Here is a 19,433-nt window from a genome sequence, read left to right on the forward strand (position 1 = left end):
TCCTATGTCGGTATCTGTGAACTCGGCACTACATTGTTCGGGGCTGATATAAACTTTGTGAACTCTCCAAAGAAATCTAGCATTACCGTTCCCAACTCGCCGTTGCGATTCTTCATGACAATCAATTCTGTGCTTGTGTCGTCGCTCTCGCGGTCATAGTACGCCTCGCGGTATAACATCATAACCTTGTCTGCGTCCTGCTCAATTGAACCGGATTCTCGAAGGTCTGATAGCTGCGGGCGTTTATCGTTGCGGGATTCAAGGGAACGGCTCAACTGCGACAATGCGATAACAGGTATGCCCATATTCTGTGCCATCATTTTCAATTGTCGGCTGATATACGATACTTCCTGCACTCGGTTGTCGCCATATCTCCCGCCTGCGGTCATTAACTGCAAATAGTCAATAATCACAAGGTCAAGTCCGTTTTTCGCCTGCACCGCCTTACATCGCGATATAACGTCTGTCGGCGTGGCAACATTTTCATCAAACATGTGGATATTGCATTTCGACAACTTTTCGCTTGCAAGAATGATTCGCGTGAAATCGTCCTCTGACAACAACTGTGGTGTCTGCAAATGCGCCAACCTTACGTTCTTTTCAAAGGCAATCATGCGCGAAATCAAATCAAACTTCGGCATTTCCAATGAGAACATGGCAACCGACTTGCCTGCCATGCCTGCGTTGACCGCAAAATTCAGTGCTAATGCTGACTTACCCATGCTTGGGCGGGCAGCTAAGATTATCAACTGTGACGGCTTCCAACCGCCTGTCATACTGTCTAGCTGGTCATACCCCGATAAGATGCCCGAAAACTTCTCAATGCGTCGCTTGTCCAATTCAGCCATGAAGTCAACCAATTCTTCATCGAAGCCCTTGATTGTTGTCTGCTTATTCATTGCCAACTCGGCAACCTTCCGCATGAAATCTTCTGAGTCGAAATCCTGCGTAACATCACAAGCGACACGTGCGATTTCTTCCGACAACGCAACCGCCTGCCTGCGCTTACTGTATTTCAGCACAATATCGGCATACTCTGCATACCGCGCTGACGTTGCAACGGCGTTGAAAATCTGCGTGATAGCCATAATGCCACCGACTTTTTCCAAATCGCCACTGTTTCGCAACTGCTCAACGACGGTTACAAGGTCAATCGGCTGACGCTTTACAGACATTGCAACCAAATTCTTAAAGATAATCTGATTCTGTGCGGAATAAAAATCCTCGGCTTTCAATGTTGACGAAACATCATAGATAATATCCTGCTTCATCATCATTGAGCATAGCAAGCCTGTTTCAGCCTCGGAATTTTTCAAATCGCTAATCTTTGCCTTTACCACCGAATTTCATTCCCTCCGCCACGACTAGCCTCTGCCATTTCAATGCGCCTAAGCGCCTCCTGCGCCCTTATTTCACGTTGACGCATATATTCGTCCACACTCATGCCATTCTTGCCTCCTACGACTGTCTGAGAGGGGCGTGCGGGCTTTTGATTAGATTCCATCACCGTATTACTTACTTCGTCCTCCCATCGCTCTTGATTGAGCCATGTCGATGGATGGGGAATGAACTGCCCTTTATCACGCATCCATTGTGGGGATTTCTTTTGGACTTCCACGGCATTAATCATGCGTTGCGTAAGTTCCTGTGACGGCTTCCTTTTCACAAAGGATTTCTTTGCCGCGCCCTTGCCAATCTTGCGCGGGTAATGCTTCCAAAATTCCTCAAAGCGTTCCTCGAACTTGTTTGGCTTCTTCTCTTGGGGCTGTGCCGTATCTTTTACAGGAGGTTCAATGGCGGGAACTTCTTGCCGACTCGGTGGCAATACATTTCCCCCGTTCAGCCTTGCCCGATATAGGCGTTTGCGAACTGCGGAATTTGTTTCGCTCCCGACCATCTTATTCACCTGCGATAAATACAGTGCGCCGTTCTCCATCACTTCTACAAGTCCAATCTTTTGTAAAAGCGTGAGGGCAATCATCACAGTATCTTCCTTGGTGTTGGTGAGTTCTGCCAGTTTCTTCGTTTCAAATGGGACAAGCATCTTGCCGACATGACGAATAAGGATGCCGTCATACTGCAAGGACTTCAAGCAAAGTTTCAAATAAAACAACGTGTATTCTTTGCCGTTCTCCTGTTCTTCCAACCATGAAATTGCATCATCGTCGAAAAAATCTTCTTTCAGTTTCAGCCAATAATATCTTTTCCCATCACGCTCTGACATACAACCACCCCCCCTCTTAACCTTCGATTTCAAGCGGTTTCGGTGTTACATCCTTCGGCGGGTTTTCAAACAAGTTTGTCTGTGCCCGGTGCCCTTTCAGATACTCCGTAGCATTTCTAAGAAATTCCTCAATCGCATTGCACTGCTCGATGCTCAAACCATCTTCGTACTGGATGCTCACTTTTCGCATAGGCGTGTTGATGATGGTTTCCGTGTCGCTCATGGGGATTTCAAACTTGCTCTGAATAGATGCACTGATAACACCAGTATTCGCTCCGTAGGAGAACGATACTGCGAACGGTACAAGACGGTCTGCCATAGCACCATCCATTTCAAGGATTTCACATGCCGTCTTATTCAGTGCTGATAAGGAAGTGTAGAATTCGGGTGCAGGCGGTTCAGAATACGTCCCCGCCATGTCGTCGCCGTCCAACACATAGTCAATCTTAACCTTGCTCTGCTTCGGGATAACTTTTACTTTTTTGATAGCTAAATCCATTATTTCTTTTGCTCCTTTTTACGTCTTGTTCTCTTTTTACGATTCAAATTCCACGATTCCGCTATCTGTTCGTCAACTTCAACCGTTGTCAAAATATACTTCTTCAAAAATTCTTCTTTGCCGATTGTGTGCGCCTCGGTGTGATGCTCCCTGCATAGAGGGATAACCTTCATGCCCAAATGCACAATCTCTTTCCTGTTTCTTCCCATACCCACCGCCGTCCAATGGTGGATTTCTGCTTTCTTACCGCAACATGCACACACATGATTCATAGTGCAAGCCCATACATACCTGTCTATATCCTCTGCCATTTCATTGAGTGGTACGCCCGTATCGACTCCATGCAATAAGCAAAAGTCAATCAGATAGGATATAAACAACCGCGCTTCCTCCACGCTACAATCACCCAATGAGAAGGTTTCCTGCAACGTCGTATCTTGATAGCCCATAAACATTTCTTTCAAAATTTCCTTGGTGGCATCCTGTGGAAGATAACCCCACCACTTGGCTATCCAACCAATGAGAACATAGGCTTTCTTTTGTTGCTCCCTCGTAATCTGCCGTGGGTCGCGAAGTTCCATGACCGCCTGTGTCGCCGTATTGCGAACAAAATCTTTGTGGTTTTGGCAAGGAAGGAAGTAGAGAAAACCTCCCTCCACCTCCTTTACTCGCTCTGCTCTAGCAAGCATCAGAACGGGATTTCCTCACTGCTAAGACCACCGCCATAATTGCCATAGCCTGCCCCTACTCCTGTGTCGCCCAACAGTTTCGGTTCGGGTACGGCAACCTCTGTGATACCTTCCACGGGGCGTACTGCGATGCAGGCGATACGCATTTTCGGCTCACCTTTGGCGTTTCTATACTGTTCCTCGCGGAACACACCGCCAAACTTCTTGCCCTTCAACTCGGTTTCATCCCAATTCCAGTTCCAACCGGGGTTCGACTTTTCAATGTTCAAGAACATACCCTTGGCATTGCTCATGCTATTGCCGACAAGCACCTGCCGATAGACACCGCCATTTGGCCACTTAGCGTCGTCGGGGTAGTTCTGCTGATTGCGTACATACTGTTCGCCAAAGTAGCCGTTGTATTCACCACCGTCAATATCGAACGCCAGTTCCAACATATCCTCGCCCTTGCTCTTGGACTTCGTGAGTCGCGCCTGTACAATGACGCAAGCATGACCACCTGCGGGTAACTTCTTGAACGTACCATCATTTGCCACTGCTTCGTCCCATCCCATCGGTTTCGTAATCATAATCAATCTTCTCCTTTTCAATCATTCATTTTCATATTTATCAAGAGTTTCAATGACATATTTCAAGTCATTGGGAATTTCACTTTCAGCAAAACAATCCATCGGGCTTTTTGCCGTTGAGTGGTTCGCGTGTGTTTCAAACACATATTTGCCGTTGTCTGCCTTTGCTAAAAGGACTGTCGTAAACTTGGATTCCACCACAATCTTATCCAATTTGCGCCCCGACGTTTTCATGTGCGTAAACATATATCCGTTGTCGTCGCGGTCAGTCTGTGCGTGTGCAGTACAAACAATGGTCAAGTCATCGCGTAACTCGTGAATGTCGGTTACAAGCCCATAAACACTGGCAGCTAAGTCCTGCCACTTATCAAACGACTTTTCGTGCATACGTCTAAACTCGTCGTCAACCATGATGCCATTAAGCGTGTCAATGATAACCGTCTTGATGTGAGTCATATCTTGATAGCTAATGCGTTTCAGATAGCCCCAAATCGTTTCGAGATTCGATGTCGCGATATAGTTCTTGTTCGCCGTGTTGTACATTTTCTTCCATCCTCTGAAAGATAAGCCTTTACGGTCACAATCAATGATGAAAGTTGTTTTGGGGTCAAGTGTACGAATACTCGTCGTTTTGCCTGCCCCGGATTCTCCGATAATCAAAATACTATTTGCCAAACCTAAACTACCTTCCTTATGCCGTCTTAGTGTAAAATGTCGGTGCTCCGATGGTTACTGTCATACCTTCTACGATTTCACCGTCTGCCGTTACCACCTTGCCATTGTCGGTTACGATGAGTGCTTTCTTTAACTCTGCCCATGCCACAGTTTCTTCCTTCTTGACTTTGACATATTCAGGCATGGAGGATTTTGCGAAATCCAAAAGTCCTTTGTTCTTGGCATCTGCTTTCTCGCCATCGAACTTCCATTCTTGTGATGCTGACTTGAACCCGACCTTGCCCGAAGGAAGGTTGATGCTTTTCGCCTTGCCGTGGCTCAACTGTTCCTCTGCCCACGGGCGCAACAAGGATTCAAGATGCAGAATGTCAGATTTCAGCGATTCAATGCTTGCATCACGCCACTTTTGATACTTCTCAACCATCTTCTCATAATCGCTCTCTACTTCCGCGATTTTCTTATTCTTTTCAGCAATTTTTTCCAACGTCCATTCCGCACATGCGGTATCGTCTACTGTGAATTTTTCTTCTTGCGAAATATTTTCCATGTATTTTCCTTTTTTTCTATGCTATAATTAAAAGTAACTTCTTGGTGGAGATGGGGGAGAACCCATTCACCTCTGTCTTGAAGCAAGACAATTTAATAACAGGATTTAATCGGCTTGTCCCTTGGGGCAAAGCCATATCGACCAATTCCACGCAAGGATTGTTCATCATCCACTGACTCAACCACCTTATTTTTTAGGCTACTCATTTTCCGCACCTCCTTTCGTTGCGACGAAATAATTGATGCGTAACTTGTCGCCTGCTTTAAGTTGCTTGTGCCGTTCCACCAACCACGGATTCAATTCCTCAATGCCGGATTGAAACTCTAAGATATATCGTCTGCCACCCGTATTCTTTTGCAGGTAGCGTTCCGATATGTCCCATAGAGTGTCACCTTCCTGCACCACATAGGTTTCTGAAACCAACTCTTGATGTGGGGCGGTCTTGTAACCACTAAAAATCAGTGTGGATGCCATGAATGATGCAATGGCAAATCCTTTAATAGCCTGCTCACGCCGTTTCTTTTCGATGATTTTAAGCGTGATTCTGCTTTTGAAGTTTTCCATCTGCTATCTCCTGCCAAATGTCAGCCGTTGCTTGGGCAAACGCATCACAAGACTGTTCAAAGGTTCGTCCTCCCTTTTTCTCTTTTATGTCGAGGACGGCACCATCTGTTCTGGACAAGGTGACTGTTATCATGCAACCACCTCTTTCTGCGTACTTGTGGAGGAAAACATATTCTTTCTCATAATTTCTTCTTTCTTCCACACATCAGCGAGGACTTTGCACAATTCACTGCTATAAAGAGTTGCGCTTTCATGGCGACATTTGCCATCCTCTTTGTTTTGGTAAACGGAAACAAACTGAACCTCGAAGCCTATTCTGTCCACAAGCGCCAACTTGTAAACATCGAAGGTTTCACAGTTCACGATATGCCCGCACACCACACCTCGCGTTTCAAGGTCGAACGCCAATTCGTCCTTTACTTCTTGCGGTAAATCGTCGATACTTGTTATTTCTTTCAAAGTAACAACCTCCTGCTATCACATTGTCTGCCTGCTGAACGCCTGCGCCTTTCGATACTGTTTTGCCATCTTGTCGGCAACGAGTTCGCCAAAACCCATTGCCACACTGTATTGACTGGCGCGTGTGTTCGGTTTTTTCTTTCTTTGAACACCTATCAATCCTTCTTTCATTTTCCATAACTTTACATTACGTCAAGTTGGTGTGGAAAAAAAATTTCGATAACTTCCTGCGGGCTTAACTTCAATGTTGATGCTATCTTGCCTGCGTCGTCTACCGTAAAGCTCTTTTTACCATTCTCTTTGTTGTTGTACGTTGCCAAACTTACGCCAATAACCCTAGCAACGTCAGCCTGTGAGAAACCTCTTAGCGTCCTCGCAGCCTTCAACTTGTTTCTGCAAAGCCCCATGCACTCACCCCCCCCAATCTATCGCGGTGTCGCGTTATTTCGGTGTTGTTTAATAGTTTTTGTTTATGTACTTATTATAACTATTAGATTACATAATGTAAAGTATTTTACATTATTTTTTTAGATTTTTAGCAAGTTTTTTTAATATTTCACTCATAATTACTAAATTACTATATATTGGAGTATTTTTGCGTTCTTTACAAAAGTATTGCAACAGGAGGTTTGCCTATGTGCAGAATCAAAGAATTACGAAAACGCTACGGCATGACCCAAGAGGAAATGTTGGCGAAATTCAACTCTCGATTCAATATGAACTACACGGCATCTGCACTCTCGCTTATCGAAAACGAGAAACGAATCCCGGATGCGCTTACAATGTGCAAGTTTGCTGACTTCTTCGGCGTATCGTTAGATTACCTTATGAGTCGGTCAGACATTGAAAAGCCCGCCAAAACACTCCACGACGGCTCTAACGGGCTATGGACAGTTTCCCTAGACAAAGACCACCATATCTATGAGATTGTAAAGTGGTATCACTCAATGCCAAAAGAACGGCAACTGGCACTATACCACTATGCACAGTATCTTTTCGGAAAAGATACCTTACTGCAAGAAATCGAGGAGTCCCGCAAGCTAAAAAAGCAACTAATCGAACTATCAAGAGAATTTCTTAAAAATGGCGAATCAACAAAGGCAAAAACCATAAGTACGGGCTTTACCACCACCGCTATAGCGTTATCTGCTTTATTATTTAGTTGACAAACAAAAAAGGCTATTGCATTATGCAATAACCTTTTCCGCTAGGAAGATTTCTCAAAGAAAAACTAAGGGGGTCATCCCCAAAAGAAGGAAGGTTTCTGTCGGACTCAAACCGACACCTACCATTGGCGCAGATAGCAAAACGCCCGTGGTCGCTCTACCATTAAGCTAGAAAACCATGTTGCCCAACCTACCGCCGTAGTAGGAAGGGTAACTATTGAATTTTATAAGGAGGAAATGTAACAACATCGCCTTGCTCCGTCCGAGGACATAATCTATATTACCACTACATTTCCGTACTGCAAAAGATTCAAGGAGGAAATTTTATGAATGCAGTAATTTATGCTCGATATTCGAGCGACAATCAACGCGAAGAGTCCATCGACGCACAACTTCGCTTTTGCCATCGTCATTGCGACGAGAAGGGCTACAATGTCATTCACGAATACATAGACGAGGCATTTTCCGCTACCAATGACAACCGCCCTGCATATCAACAAATGCTCAAAGACGCTGCAAAGGGCGGGTTTGATGTGGTTGTATTCCACAAAGTCAACCGCAACGCCCGCAATGAGTACGACTACTACATGAACAAAATGAAACTCATGCGGGCAGGCGTTTCCATTGAGTACGCAGGGCAAGCGTTCGACACACAAACGCCCGAAGGTCAGTTGATGGAAAATCAGCTTGTAGGCATGGCTGCTTATTTCAGCCGAAACCTTGCCAAAGAGGTAAAGAAGGGGCAAAACGAAAACGCCCTTAAATGCGTCCATAATGGCGGTATACCACCATTGGGATATGATGTTGATCCTGTCACCCACAAATACATCATCAACGAAAAAGAGGCGGTCATTGTCCGTTACCTGTTCAGCGCATACGCCACCGGAACAAAGTACCCCGACATTATTGCAGAATGCGAACGCCGTGGCTACCGCACGAAACGAGGCAATAAATTCGGCAACAACTCCCTGCATGACCTATTCCGCAACAAGAAGTACATTGGCACATATACATACGGCAAGACTAGGGGCGGTCACAACATGCCCCGCAACTCCCATGTCGAAGCAGACGACATGGTGGAAATCCCCAATGGGATGCCTGCCATCATCGACATGGAAACGTGGCAAGCAACACAAGACCGTATCTATCAGCGAATAAAGAAAAACGGTGCTTTCCATTCTGACGTAAACTACCTGCTATCGGGGCTTGTTGTCTGTGGGAAATGTGGCAAATCAGTTACAGGCACATTTTATCGTCGTGCTCAAAAAGATGGTTCTAAACGGCTTCATGCTTATTACAGGTGTGAGCATTGCAACGCAAAACAAATCCCAAAAGACAAGCTAGAAGAATACGTCATAAAGGCGGTCAAGGCAAACATCAGAAACAAGCGCAAGGTTGAGCAGATTGTCACTTCCATCAACTCTGAACTGAAACGGCAAAACAAATCCATTGCGGTTGAAGTCCATAACATAGACTCGGAACTGAAATCTATAGACAAAGCAAACGACAATCTCTTAGGCTTTATTGAACAGGGGCAAGTTTCTGAAATCATCGCTACACGTTTGAAGAAAAATGCAGAACGTAGTGCAATCCTACGAGCACGCTTGACAGAACTCAAAAAGCAGGAACAAAACGCCCTTGATGTGGACTCTGTGAGAGAGGTTTTGCAGGCATGGCAGGCGGTCAAGGATGAAAAAGGATTGTCAGCCATGATTCATTCTTTTGTATCGAGAGTAGTGCTATATGAGGACAAAGTTGACATTGATATGTTTATCGGTATGGACGGCGTACATTACCACACTGACAGGCTTTTGTCAAGTACCCCTATTTCATCAAAAAAAGCATAGTCTGTTTTTGAGCACCTCCCTTTTCCTGTATGGCTTGGCGTAGCCTGTAGGCGAACGGACGGTGTAGCCTCATCTCCACCATATAAATATCAATCAGCTTCATCCACCAACGAAACCTCCGGTGAAACAGCTACACTGCTATTACTTCCGCTTCCGCTATTTTTTATAAAGCTTTCGTATTCATATGAACCTTTACCTTGTGTTCTTATTGACGGTGATACGATTGAACCCTTAAAATTCATATTTTCTTCATTAATATTGAGTTCATTACAATCGGGAATATATAATATCCCACGGAAGGTCACACCATTTTTTCCAACCACATGCATCTTGCCGCCTCTTGACCATTGATTGTTAGGATTCTTTATTTGACAGATAATCACCGGGCGCCGACTATCCGCATATACATTTAAATGGAAAACATCGCTTTCTTGAACATAAATATAAATTGGCTCATCAACATTTCCCCATATCTGTCGATCTATAGTCAAATCTGTTGATTCATAACAACGAATCGAAGTCACATTATCTAAGTCCTTACTAGTCAAATTCCGAGATAATCCATTTGTTGATTTTTTGTATTCCTCTAATATTTTCGCATCTAAAGAATCTACATGTAATTTTAAATTCTCTTTAAAAACGGGATCCGATATGTCATCCGTCTTATCATCGTTAACATCTTTTCTTCCCTTTGTCTTATACAAATGTCTAATCCCAGAATTTTCATCCTGTGACCACCCATTCGACAAATGAGCTTTATACAATGTTGTGTCATATTGTTTAATTGGAATCACATCATTAGTATAAGCAATATCACCGTTAAAATTTTTGATAATATACGGATCATTGCTGGGCACTGTATTAACTACATACAAATCATCTCTGTAACAAAACAAATATGAAAATGCATTTTTCTGGCCATCACTTTTTATCAAAACTTTAGCAGAGGCCTTTATATCGATATTCTTAAATCCAAAGTACCGCAAAAAAAACATTGGCACATTTTCCTGTAAAGTTACAATATAATAGTGCTTACTCTCAGGATATTTTCTACTCGCAGTATATTGATAATCTTTACTCTCTAAATCGTATTTTCTATTCTTTTCCAGCAGTATATTAGCCTCAGTATCTGCATCATTTTTCTTAAAACTGCCTGTTCGAACTCCATATTTCGCGCCTCCCAGTGCTGATGAATCCGCACAATTCTGTAGTACAGCCTTATGTAAATATACATTACCAAAATCTACAGCCAGCCCAGCAATCGCAATAATCATAGGTAAAACAAATGCTGTCAGTATTAGCACCGCTCCTTTTTGTCCCAAAAATGATTTTACTTTCATACTATTTATCCCCCTTATCAATGAATAGTATTCATATTACGATTTTACGTGATACAAACAAATCCTCTGATTATCATCAGTTTGATAACTCAAAACGAGTTCATATTTATCATCATTAGGCAAATAGGCATACATAATATCATTTTCAGTTACCAAAATATAATTAAAATCATACCATGATAAGAAAGTCCGATAATCAATTTTCCCTGTTTCTAATGATATATATTCATAAAACACGTCCCGCTGTTTATTATTACTACTTAGAAACACTTCTGCTCTAGTGTCTAAAAAGCAACGGATCCCTCTAAACTCCGGATAGTTACCCTCATTATAGTCTGTCCATAATCTTACATTTTCAACAGGTTCATGTGCTAATATGTATTCTACTGCCTCAGCTGAATCTGGCTGTTGATTTGTCTCCACAAACTTAATCCCTGTAATCAACAAAAGCCAACAACTTACAATCAAGGCGACACTTATGTATCCCCAACGCAAAAACCTATCCTTCACATTGCGCAAGCTGCCATATTTCCACTCAAAAAACAGCAAGCCACCTACTGCCAACAATATTAAGGAAACCAGTATTCCCCCAAATGATTCAACACATTTAAATATTATATTCTGCTGCTTGACGATCCCACACAAAAATGCAATATTCGTCAGTAAAATTAAAACCTTACGCAATCGAATAATATTTTCTGTAGGGGTAGAAGTATTGCTCAATCCCTGCCAATTTCGATATACATAAGCCAAAGGATAGAGACCAATAGTCAAAAATAGATAAAGGCTTCTAAATGATGACAGAGCCATTATCATAGTACCTAAGGTAAACAAAATATGCCGAATTGCCACCTTATGACGAGCATAGATAACAATCATCAAGAAGAACAGTATTTCAAAAAATTTACCATAACCCGTTCGAATTGTTATAGGCTTCATTTCACCTACGTAATTAGAAATTATATCATATCCATATGAGCGAAAAACATAAGTCATGGCATCCCAGCCATAGGGATTGATAAATCCCGCCAACACTATAAGTATCGCTATAGTACAAAGATAAGATATATTTATGGTATTGTCTTTAACAAAATATTTCTTTACATCATAGCATATCAAGTGATCCAAGAAAAATGGCAGCATAAAAATAAGCATCATTGGCCACATGGCGGCATGCAAATTGATTAACGCCAATGACAAAAACGGAAATAATAATAAATACTTCTTGTTATTTGTCTGAAGAAGAGCTTCTAAACCTATAATTTCAATCACAAATATCAATGTTGAAAATATTTGTGGCCGATTTTTTATAAAAAATAAGCATATGGCTATCCCTATAAAGCTCGATATAACTAACGCTATATCCTTATTCCCCTTCGCTGTCATCAACATTAGACGATACAAAGCATATATAGTCAAAGCCCCCATCGGATATAAAAGCGCAATCAAGCCATTAATTCCTAACCAGTTATATATTTCCCAAAAGATATAACTAGTTAGCCACTGTTGCATCACAAACGAGAAATTTTCATGTATGGTAAAGGGCTCTATATATGGTATACCATTTTCCGCTACATAACGTCCATGATTAAGCAAAAACCAGCCATCATTATCAATCTTCCCACTAATAAATAACAGGCCTATAAGCAAACATGCGTAGCGTATTAACGAAATTTTCCCTGGCTTAATTTTCATGATATTCTTGCTCCGTATTCACATTCCATATATTATTTCTATTACTATTTTCATCAATTATCGTTTTAACAGCCTCCATAGCCGTCATCATGGAGTGATCCATATTGTTATAACGATGCTGGCCGTTACGACCGATACAGAAAAGATTATCGATTGAATCCAAATAATCCTTAATAACAGGGAATTCCTTATACTTACCAAAATAAGCCGGATAAGCCTTAGGAACGTGAATACAAACACTATCCTCAACATCGCCTGCGGAAATAACACCGATATGTTCTAGTTCCTTAATGGCGAATTTAATAAATTCTTCATCACGCATGGACCATTTCTCATCATTTTCCTGACAAAAGTATTCCAGCCCTAGCCAAACTTTATTGACAGGATCCTGTACCAGATAGGGCGACCAATTGTTAAATATCTGCAACCGTCCAATCTCCACCTCTGGCTCCTGTACATAAATCCAACAATCCGGGACAATATTACCAAGCGTTTTGATTTTGGTCGTATTTTTCAACTTTAATTTATCTACCAGCAGCCCTACTGTGATGAAATCACGGTATAAAAGGCCGTCAGCCACATCCCTTACCTTTTGAGGAGGCAGCGTGTCTGCAATATCATGGATCAAATCCTTTATTGGCATGCTGGAAATTACATAATCAGGATTCCAAATCTTTACGCCCATATCCGTTTTTGTTTTTACACATGTCAGTTTATCATCCTGGCAACAGAGTTCCTGCACCTCACTATTTAGATAGATTTCCCCGCCTTGCTTCTCTATTTCTTCCTTCATTTTCTCCCAAAGTTGTCCTGGGCCATATTTGGGATAATAAAACTCCTCAATCAGGGAGGTCTCTACCTTTTGTGAGCGAGCATGCGTAATACGCACCAAAAAATTCTTGATAAGCCCCAGCAAAGATACACCTTTTATCCGCTGACTGCCCCAATCTGCATCGATTTCGGCAGGGTATCTCCCCCATACCTTATGTGTATATTCTTTGAAAAACATCTGGTATAGTCTTTTCCCAAACCGATTGATCATAAAGTTCTCTAAATTATTTTCAGGAAGCTTAACAAGCATCGTTTTGAAATAGCTCGCTGTAACTACCAGCAAACGTTTCATTCCCAAATTTCGTATCGTATTGAAGCCCAATGAAATCGGGTAATCAAAAAAATGTTTCAGATACAGGATGCGGGATATTCGCCGCCGAATCAGCATGACAGTGTCTTCCTCATCCGGGTCTGGTCCATTATCCTGCAGCTTGTTTACCCGGTTAAGCATCCTATCATCCATTGCCAATTCTCCCTGCACAGGCAGTAGCTCTTTCCACAAAGCAACAATTTCCGGACTTTTCGAGAAAAATCTATGGCCACCAATATCCATGCGATTGCCCTTATAATTTACAGTACGGGCTATCCCACCAACATAGTCTTCCTTTTCGACTATTATAGGATGTATATCTGTTTCCTTTAACATATAATATGCTGCTGTTAAGCCTGCGGGGCCTGCTCCAATTATTATTGCCGTTTTCATTTAATCAATACACTCCTATAAAAGACAAATCGTCTTCTCGCCCAATAATTCCACAAAAAGACAATTGCCGTAACTATTATCTTGGTCAGCACATAATAGATGTTCAGGATTTCCACACCCACGAACATTCCAATTTCTGTAAGCAACAAGCCGATTATTCCTATAAGAAAAACCGACGCTCCATCATGCCATTTAAAGCTATTATTTTTAAGCTGACTATTATCAATGAATACAAATTTCACAGAAAGATATGTGTTTAATGCAAGTCCGCCTACAAACCCTAGAACAGTCGCAATATACAGGCCATAGGGTATATATAAGCCCATAACATTGTAAAAAAACATCAATATCCCAAAATCAAATAAAAAAGAAACTGCTCCAACTATTGCATAGCGGAACAGTTCTGGAAAATTCATCTTATCTACACCTCTAAATATCATCACATATTCTTAAGCAAGAACAATAATGTTGGTACCAGTGTCACCACAAACAAGGCCGGAAAAATGAATAAAACCAACGGGAAAACTATCTTTACCGGCGCCTTCATAGCCTGTGCTTTAACGAACTGACGCCGACGTTCCCGAATATTATCAGCCTGATTCTTTAATGTTTTGCTCATGCTAGTACCAAGCCGCTCTGCCTGAATTACAGAAGTCATAAAAAGCGACACATCCTGTACATCACAACGGCTGGCCAGATTTTTCATGGCAGTACGGCGTACCATGCCCATACGGATATCTTCCTGCAGGCGTTTACATTCTGATATCAGTTCGCCTTTCATGCGGCCAGTAATCTTACTCAGTGCCGCATCAAAGGAAAGACCTGCCTGCACGCTGACACAAAGAAGATCCAAAACCTCCGGCAACTGACGGGCAATCTCAGCTTGACGCTTTTGCATCATGGTATTAAGACAGGCTATAGGCATAAAACCGCCCATCACGCCACCTAACAGCATAAAAACTATTTTCTGAATCAGAATAAAATTGCCATCTCCCACCAAAGTGAAGGTAACGAACCACATAGATAGCGCCCCTATCAGGCAAATAACCACGAATTGCGGAGCCGTGCATTCATGAGCTTTACCAGCCATAACCAAGCGCTTTTCCACAAGAGCTAATACCTGCTTCGGTGTCATACGACTGACGGACTCTGCCAGACGTTCTCCAGCAGGTTTCACCACACGTTCCATAAACGGAATCTCACGGAGTTTCCGTTGTCCATCCTTTTTGACCATTGGTTTACTTGCTTCTATGGGAGCATTATTATCATTATTTTCTAGTGCAAAAATACGCTGGCGTACACTGGTCTGGGGCAGAATCACCTTGCGGATAATAGCATATAAAAGCAAGAATGCAGTCAGTGCCAGGAATAAGGAGAATAGAAATATCAACATCAGAATATGCTCCTCCTGTCACCTGATTCTACCGCAAAGAAATCCTCCGGCAATTCCACATCATTGATCTCAAATTTATCCATGAAATCAGGCTTAAGACCTGTCGCTACATAAGTGCCAATGGCTTTTCCACTCTCATCATATCCCTGCTGCTGATAACGGAAAATATCCTGCATGGTGATGGTATTGCCTTCCATATGCTGAACTTCCGTTACATGGGTGATCTTGCGGCTGCCATCCCGCATTCGGGACTGCTGGATAATTAAGTCGATTGCCGAAGAAATCTGCTCACGAATAGCACGCACGGGCAATTCCAAGCCAGACATCAGCACCATGGTTTCCAAACGGGACAGGGCATCGCGGGGACTGTTAGCATGGGCGGTGGTCAGTGAGCCATCATGACCGGTATTCATGGCCTGCAGCATATCCAGCGCCTCGCCGGAACGCACCTCACCAACAATAATGCGGTCAGGACGCATACGCAAAGCATTGCGCACCAAGTCGCGGATGGTAATCTGCCCTTCCCCTTCAATATTGGCAGGACGGGACTCCAGAGTTACTACATGTTCCTGCTGCAGGCGCAGTTCCGCCGCATCCTCGATAGTGACAATACGCTCCTCCTCCGGAATAAAGGATGAAATGACATTCAACGTGGTTGTCTTACCAGAGCCTGTACCTCCGGACACCAGAATGTTGACACGCGCTTCGACACAGGCTCGTAAGAATTTGGCCATTTTCTCATCGATGGTACCAAAAGCAATCAGATTATCCACAGTCAACGGCTTCTTGGAGAATTTACGGATGGTAATCGACGGGCCATTAAGAGCCAGTGGCGGAATGATGATATTCACACGACTGCCGTCTTCCAAGCGGGCATCCACCAAAGGAGACGACTCGTCAATCCGGCGGCCCAGCGGTGTCAAAATGCGTTCTGCGATATTCATGATATGGGCGTTGTCATGAAATTGCACATCCGTCCGTTCCAGCTTGCCCAAACGCTCCACAAAGACCTTCTTGGGGCCATTCACCATGATCTCGGTGATGCTGTCATCCTGCAGAAGCGGCTCAATCGGCCCCAATCCCAGCATTTCATCCCGAATGTCAGCAATCAGTCTGGCCTTTTCTCCCCGTGGAATCGTAAAAGCTGCCGTATCCAAAGCCCTTTCGCAATAACGGGTAATAATCTCTTCCACTTGGCGGGGATCCTGGTTCAGGCTGGACAGTACAACCTGTTCGGCAGGCGTCATTTCATCGATGATTCGCTGATGGATGCGATGCTTTACCGCCTGGTAGGAGCGTTCTTCTGCCATCTCCTGTGCTTCATCCTGTGCGGCAAAAATCCGTACCTGCTTATTTCGCCCATCTCTACGTCCCAGACGCGTCAATAATGACATCTTGCTTCCCCCGCTTACTCCAATTGTTTTTCACTATACATTGTATATCTAATCTTCAAGCTAATATCCTTCATATCACTGCCGGTTATGTTATCCAATACACCAGCTAAAGTATAACCAACACCATCTTTATTTAAGTCAGCCTTCAATTCTACTATGACATTTTGGCTGTTTTTTTCATAAGTTATCTTAAAATCATTTTCATTTTTTTTAGGATTCCAATCTAAAATATCAATTGGTAACTTACTTTTTTTTACGTAATTATCTCTTATAGTCTTGTACTTGTTCTTATTGTCTACTATTGCAGCCTCTCTTGCACTACTGCGAGCTATACTGCTTAAAGTCAAATAATCGGCCATTACCATGCCACTATAGAAAATACCAAATAGTAAAACTAAAAAGAGAGGCAGCAACAATGCAAACTCCACAATAGCTTGACCTCTTTGGAATTTCATACTGCTACCTCCCTTCCATTCAATTAGAATGCGTTCTCTACACCAATGAATACATCTTTAATCTTATTCGTCAGCGTACCAGTACCGCCAACATAAGCAGCAATCGCCACAACAAAAGCCAGAATCAGTGCATATTCCACAATGCCCTGAGCCTTTTCGCTAAGATAACGTGCCTTCAAATACTCGATGATTTCCTTCATTCTGAAATCCTCCCTTAATTAAATAAATAATTTATTTATGCAAATCCCCATAGGATTGACATACAAGATTAAAATTTTATATTTACTATCTTTTGGATAACCAAATAGCCAACAATCTCCATTACAATCGCTGCCACCATAAACATACGTCCAATGGGCTCTGTAAACAACGGCTGTAAATATGTAGGATTGATTATTGACAGGACAAAGCCCAATGCTATCGGCAAAGCTGTCAATACAATTCCTGATGCCCGCCCCTGGGCAGTCAACGCCATAATCTCTCTGCGCATTCGGATACGCTCATTAATAGTATCACTAATCGTATCCATAATCTGCGCCAGATTACCACCCACCTGCCGTTGTATCAGCACGGCAGTGACAACCAGCTCAAAATCAGGGCTGTTAACCCTTTTCTGCATATTGTCTAGGGCTGTTTCCAAATCAACGCCGATATTCACTTCATTGACAACCTTCTGCACTTCCCGACCAATGGGTGCATCCATTTCCCGGGCGATATGTTCGAAGGCCTGCATAAAGCTGAAACCGGCCCGCAGTGCGTTGGCCACCATGGTGAGCATATCGCCCAGCTGATTGGTAAAGGCCTTTTGGCGGCGTTTGATATGAATACTCAGGAACATCAGCCCCAGTATGACACCACCAGCAAAGGCGGCCAATGACCATAAAGGTTCCAACGTAGCCGCCATGGTAATCGCGGCACAGAGCCCGCCCAGGAGTCCCAGGATAACTTCAAATTCAGACCCCAGCAGTGGCCAGTCAGCCTGCTGCATCTTGAAGTCCATACTATTGCCGCTATGCTGGATTTTCCTTACCCAGGCACCCGCCCGCTGGACGAAGTTGCGGAACCTGTCTTTGGCCACGGCCTTAGCCCGCTCTCCTCTAAGTTCCTGCTGGCGCAGGCGCATAGCGGCACCGGAGAAATACTCCATGCGATTGACCAAATCCGTGTGCTGACGCATTCTGATGCGGATCAACATCATCAGCAGGCCGAAGGTCAGCAAGGTCACAGCTAATGATAATGCTAGCTTCATGAAGCAGCCCACCTTATGCGATGCTGCCGGCCAATGATGTTATCAGCCAGACGATCAACCTGCCGGGACAAGGGACTGTCCGGACGGATATCCGTAGCCATCTTGCCCTTATCGGCAGCGTCAGAAACGATGGCATATTCATTGGGGATGATCTCGGTTACGGGATACCCCAATTTCTGCGATAATTCAAGTTTGGAACGGGAATCACAAGGTTCCACGCGGGTAAAGATAGTCTTAACCCGGGTTTCCATATCTTCCCAATCCCGGAAGATTTCCAAGGCCCGTTTCATATGGTCAATCTCGTAAGCGCCATTGATCATGCTCATCACGAAGGTGGTGCTGGACGCTTCCGCCGCCGCAATGGATGTAGGATTGAAGCCCGCCGGCACATCGATGAGGATATAGCGGAACAGGCTGCGGCTCATGGCGATGAGATTTTCCAACCGCTTGATTGACACCTTGTCAATCATATTCGGCGTCTTCGTGCCGCATAGCACGCTGACATTTGGCGCCACGGGCATATAATAGGAACTCAGGGACGCCGGTGACAGGAACTTCGTATCCCGCACCGCTTCCACAATGGTGGTCTGGGGCGCAAGGTTGAAGAACACGGCCATATCACCGAACTGCAGATCCGCATCGATGATGCCCACCGGTTCCCGCGTCTTGCGGGCCAGAGCCATGGCAAGATTGGCAATCAAGGTTGTCTTGCCGCTCTTGCCCTTGGGACTGAAGAACACCAATGTCTCGGCCCCGGCCTCACTGCCCAGGCGGGAGAAGGTATCCACAGTCTCCTGCAGTTCCACTCCTGTAAAGGGCTTGATGATATAGCCTTTGGCACCGGCCTTGACACTGTGGCTGGCGTTTTCTGCCTGCCACTTTTCCCCCATGCAGAGGATAGCTGCCGCCGGATAGGCACGTTTGAACTCGTCAATCAGTCCCATGCCTCCAGGCTGTTCAATATCCAACAGAATCAGATTGGGGCTGAATACTGCTCCCTGCCCCAAGGCATCACTGACATTCTGGAATTTGGCCGCCAAAGTGAAGTTCGGGGTATCATTTACCACCTGGCTGAGCCGTTCCAGCATCAAGCGATCTGACTCTACCAGCAATACGCGGTATTCCATAACTTAC

The 19,433-nt window shown here is 43.8% G+C and carries 24 protein-coding genes; 2 read left to right on the forward strand and 22 right to left on the reverse strand.

Annotated features, from left to right (window positions below; translation table 11 throughout):
* Positions 1-2: 2 nt before the first annotated feature.
* The 12 genes from dnaB to SELR_RS09425 form a co-directional block, all read right to left on the reverse strand.
* Positions 3-1,340: a replicative DNA helicase gene (gene dnaB, locus SELR_RS09380; protein WP_014424982.1), complete on the reverse strand. Its 1,338-nt coding sequence runs from the start codon at positions 1,338-1,340 to the stop codon at positions 3-5.
* On the reverse strand, positions 1,334-2,224 hold the full coding sequence (locus SELR_RS17805; RefSeq protein ID WP_014424983.1) for a phage replisome organizer N-terminal domain-containing protein: 891 nt from the start codon (positions 2,222-2,224) through the stop codon (positions 1,334-1,336). The genes dnaB and SELR_RS17805 overlap by 7 nt, the downstream gene beginning before the upstream one ends.
* 16 nt (positions 2,225-2,240) lie before the next feature.
* Positions 2,241-2,723: a hypothetical protein gene (locus tag SELR_RS09390; protein ID WP_014424984.1), complete on the reverse strand. Its 483-nt coding sequence runs from the start codon at positions 2,721-2,723 to the stop codon at positions 2,241-2,243.
* Complete coding sequence (locus tag SELR_RS09395) at positions 2,723-3,412, reverse strand: putative HNHc nuclease (protein WP_014424985.1); 690 nt, start codon at positions 3,410-3,412, stop codon at positions 2,723-2,725. The genes SELR_RS09390 and SELR_RS09395 overlap by 1 nt, the downstream gene beginning before the upstream one ends.
* Positions 3,412-3,981, reverse strand: a complete 570-nt coding sequence (locus SELR_RS09400; RefSeq protein ID WP_014424986.1) for a hypothetical protein — start codon at positions 3,979-3,981, stop codon at positions 3,412-3,414. Before SELR_RS09400 ends, SELR_RS09395 begins: the two co-directional genes overlap by 1 nt.
* 21 nt (positions 3,982-4,002) lie before the next feature.
* Positions 4,003-4,656: an AAA family ATPase gene (locus SELR_RS09405; protein ID WP_014424987.1), complete on the reverse strand. Its 654-nt coding sequence runs from the start codon at positions 4,654-4,656 to the stop codon at positions 4,003-4,005.
* A gap of 16 nt (positions 4,657-4,672) precedes the next feature.
* Positions 4,673-5,203, reverse strand: coding sequence for a host-nuclease inhibitor Gam family protein (locus tag SELR_RS09410; protein WP_014424988.1), 531 nt, complete (start codon positions 5,201-5,203; stop codon positions 4,673-4,675).
* A 198-nt stretch (positions 5,204-5,401) separates the two neighbouring features.
* Positions 5,402-5,767, reverse strand: coding sequence for a LysM peptidoglycan-binding domain-containing protein (locus SELR_RS09415; RefSeq protein ID WP_014424990.1), 366 nt, complete (start codon positions 5,765-5,767; stop codon positions 5,402-5,404).
* Positions 5,736-5,900, reverse strand: coding sequence for a hypothetical protein (locus SELR_RS18895; RefSeq protein WP_014424991.1), 165 nt, complete (start codon positions 5,898-5,900; stop codon positions 5,736-5,738). The genes SELR_RS09415 and SELR_RS18895 overlap by 32 nt, the downstream gene beginning before the upstream one ends.
* The gene (locus SELR_RS09420; RefSeq protein WP_014424992.1) at positions 5,897-6,226 is read right to left on the reverse strand and encodes a hypothetical protein; all 330 of its coding nucleotides are present in this window, start codon (positions 6,224-6,226) and stop codon (positions 5,897-5,899) included. Before SELR_RS09420 ends, SELR_RS18895 begins: the two co-directional genes overlap by 4 nt.
* A gap of 18 nt (positions 6,227-6,244) precedes the next feature.
* Complete coding sequence (locus SELR_RS18900; protein ID WP_158645800.1) at positions 6,245-6,397, reverse strand: hypothetical protein; 153 nt, start codon at positions 6,395-6,397, stop codon at positions 6,245-6,247.
* Positions 6,398-6,408: 11 nt separating this feature from the next.
* Positions 6,409-6,633, reverse strand: a complete 225-nt coding sequence (locus SELR_RS09425) for a helix-turn-helix transcriptional regulator (protein WP_041914368.1) — start codon at positions 6,631-6,633, stop codon at positions 6,409-6,411.
* 228 nt (positions 6,634-6,861) lie between these two features.
* Here SELR_RS09425 and SELR_RS17810 point away from each other — a divergent pair, with 228 nt between their 5' ends.
* Both SELR_RS17810 and SELR_RS09435 read left to right on the forward strand, forming a co-directional pair.
* A complete protein-coding gene (locus tag SELR_RS17810) occupies positions 6,862-7,392 on the forward strand; it encodes a helix-turn-helix domain-containing protein (protein WP_014424993.1) in 531 nt (176 codons plus the stop codon).
* Between the two features lie 326 nt (positions 7,393-7,718).
* Complete coding sequence (locus SELR_RS09435; protein WP_014424994.1) at positions 7,719-9,239, forward strand: recombinase family protein; 1,521 nt, start codon at positions 7,719-7,721, stop codon at positions 9,237-9,239.
* A gap of 89 nt (positions 9,240-9,328) precedes the next feature.
* On the opposite strand, the gene SELR_RS09440 is transcribed toward SELR_RS09435, so the two are convergent.
* From SELR_RS09440 to SELR_RS09485, 10 genes are all read right to left on the reverse strand, one after another.
* Positions 9,329-10,579: a TadE/TadG family type IV pilus assembly protein gene (locus SELR_RS09440; protein WP_014424995.1), complete on the reverse strand. Its 1,251-nt coding sequence runs from the start codon at positions 10,577-10,579 to the stop codon at positions 9,329-9,331.
* A 36-nt stretch (positions 10,580-10,615) separates the two neighbouring features.
* Positions 10,616-12,274: a hypothetical protein gene (locus tag SELR_RS09445; RefSeq protein WP_014424996.1), complete on the reverse strand. Its 1,659-nt coding sequence runs from the start codon at positions 12,272-12,274 to the stop codon at positions 10,616-10,618.
* A complete protein-coding gene (locus tag SELR_RS09450) occupies positions 12,264-13,808 on the reverse strand; it encodes an NAD(P)/FAD-dependent oxidoreductase (protein ID WP_014424997.1) in 1,545 nt (514 codons plus the stop codon). Before SELR_RS09450 ends, SELR_RS09445 begins: the two co-directional genes overlap by 11 nt.
* Positions 13,805-14,224, reverse strand: coding sequence for a GtrA family protein (locus SELR_RS09455; RefSeq protein ID WP_014424998.1), 420 nt, complete (start codon positions 14,222-14,224; stop codon positions 13,805-13,807). Before SELR_RS09455 ends, SELR_RS09450 begins: the two co-directional genes overlap by 4 nt.
* Before the next feature lie 23 nt (positions 14,225-14,247).
* A complete protein-coding gene (locus SELR_RS09460) occupies positions 14,248-15,201 on the reverse strand; it encodes a type II secretion system F family protein (protein WP_014424999.1) in 954 nt (317 codons plus the stop codon).
* Complete coding sequence (locus SELR_RS09465; RefSeq protein ID WP_014425000.1) at positions 15,201-16,595, reverse strand: TadA family conjugal transfer-associated ATPase; 1,395 nt, start codon at positions 16,593-16,595, stop codon at positions 15,201-15,203. The genes SELR_RS09460 and SELR_RS09465 overlap by 1 nt, the downstream gene beginning before the upstream one ends.
* 14 nt (positions 16,596-16,609) lie before the next feature.
* A complete protein-coding gene (locus tag SELR_RS17815) occupies positions 16,610-17,050 on the reverse strand; it encodes a TadE/TadG family type IV pilus assembly protein (RefSeq protein WP_014425001.1) in 441 nt (146 codons plus the stop codon).
* Positions 17,051-17,073: 23 nt separating this feature from the next.
* A complete protein-coding gene (locus SELR_RS09475; protein WP_014425002.1) occupies positions 17,074-17,250 on the reverse strand; it encodes a hypothetical protein in 177 nt (58 codons plus the stop codon).
* Positions 17,251-17,318: 68 nt separating this feature from the next.
* Positions 17,319-18,299: a type II secretion system F family protein gene (locus SELR_RS09480; RefSeq protein ID WP_014425003.1), complete on the reverse strand. Its 981-nt coding sequence runs from the start codon at positions 18,297-18,299 to the stop codon at positions 17,319-17,321.
* A complete protein-coding gene (locus SELR_RS09485) occupies positions 18,296-19,426 on the reverse strand; it encodes a CpaE/TadZ family protein (RefSeq protein WP_014425004.1) in 1,131 nt (376 codons plus the stop codon). The genes SELR_RS09480 and SELR_RS09485 overlap by 4 nt, the downstream gene beginning before the upstream one ends.
* Positions 19,427-19,433 lie beyond the last annotated feature (7 nt).

The organism is Selenomonas ruminantium subsp. lactilytica TAM6421, assembly GCF_000284095.1.
Classification (GTDB): Bacteria; Bacillota; Negativicutes; order Selenomonadales; family Selenomonadaceae; genus Selenomonas_A; species Selenomonas_A lactilytica.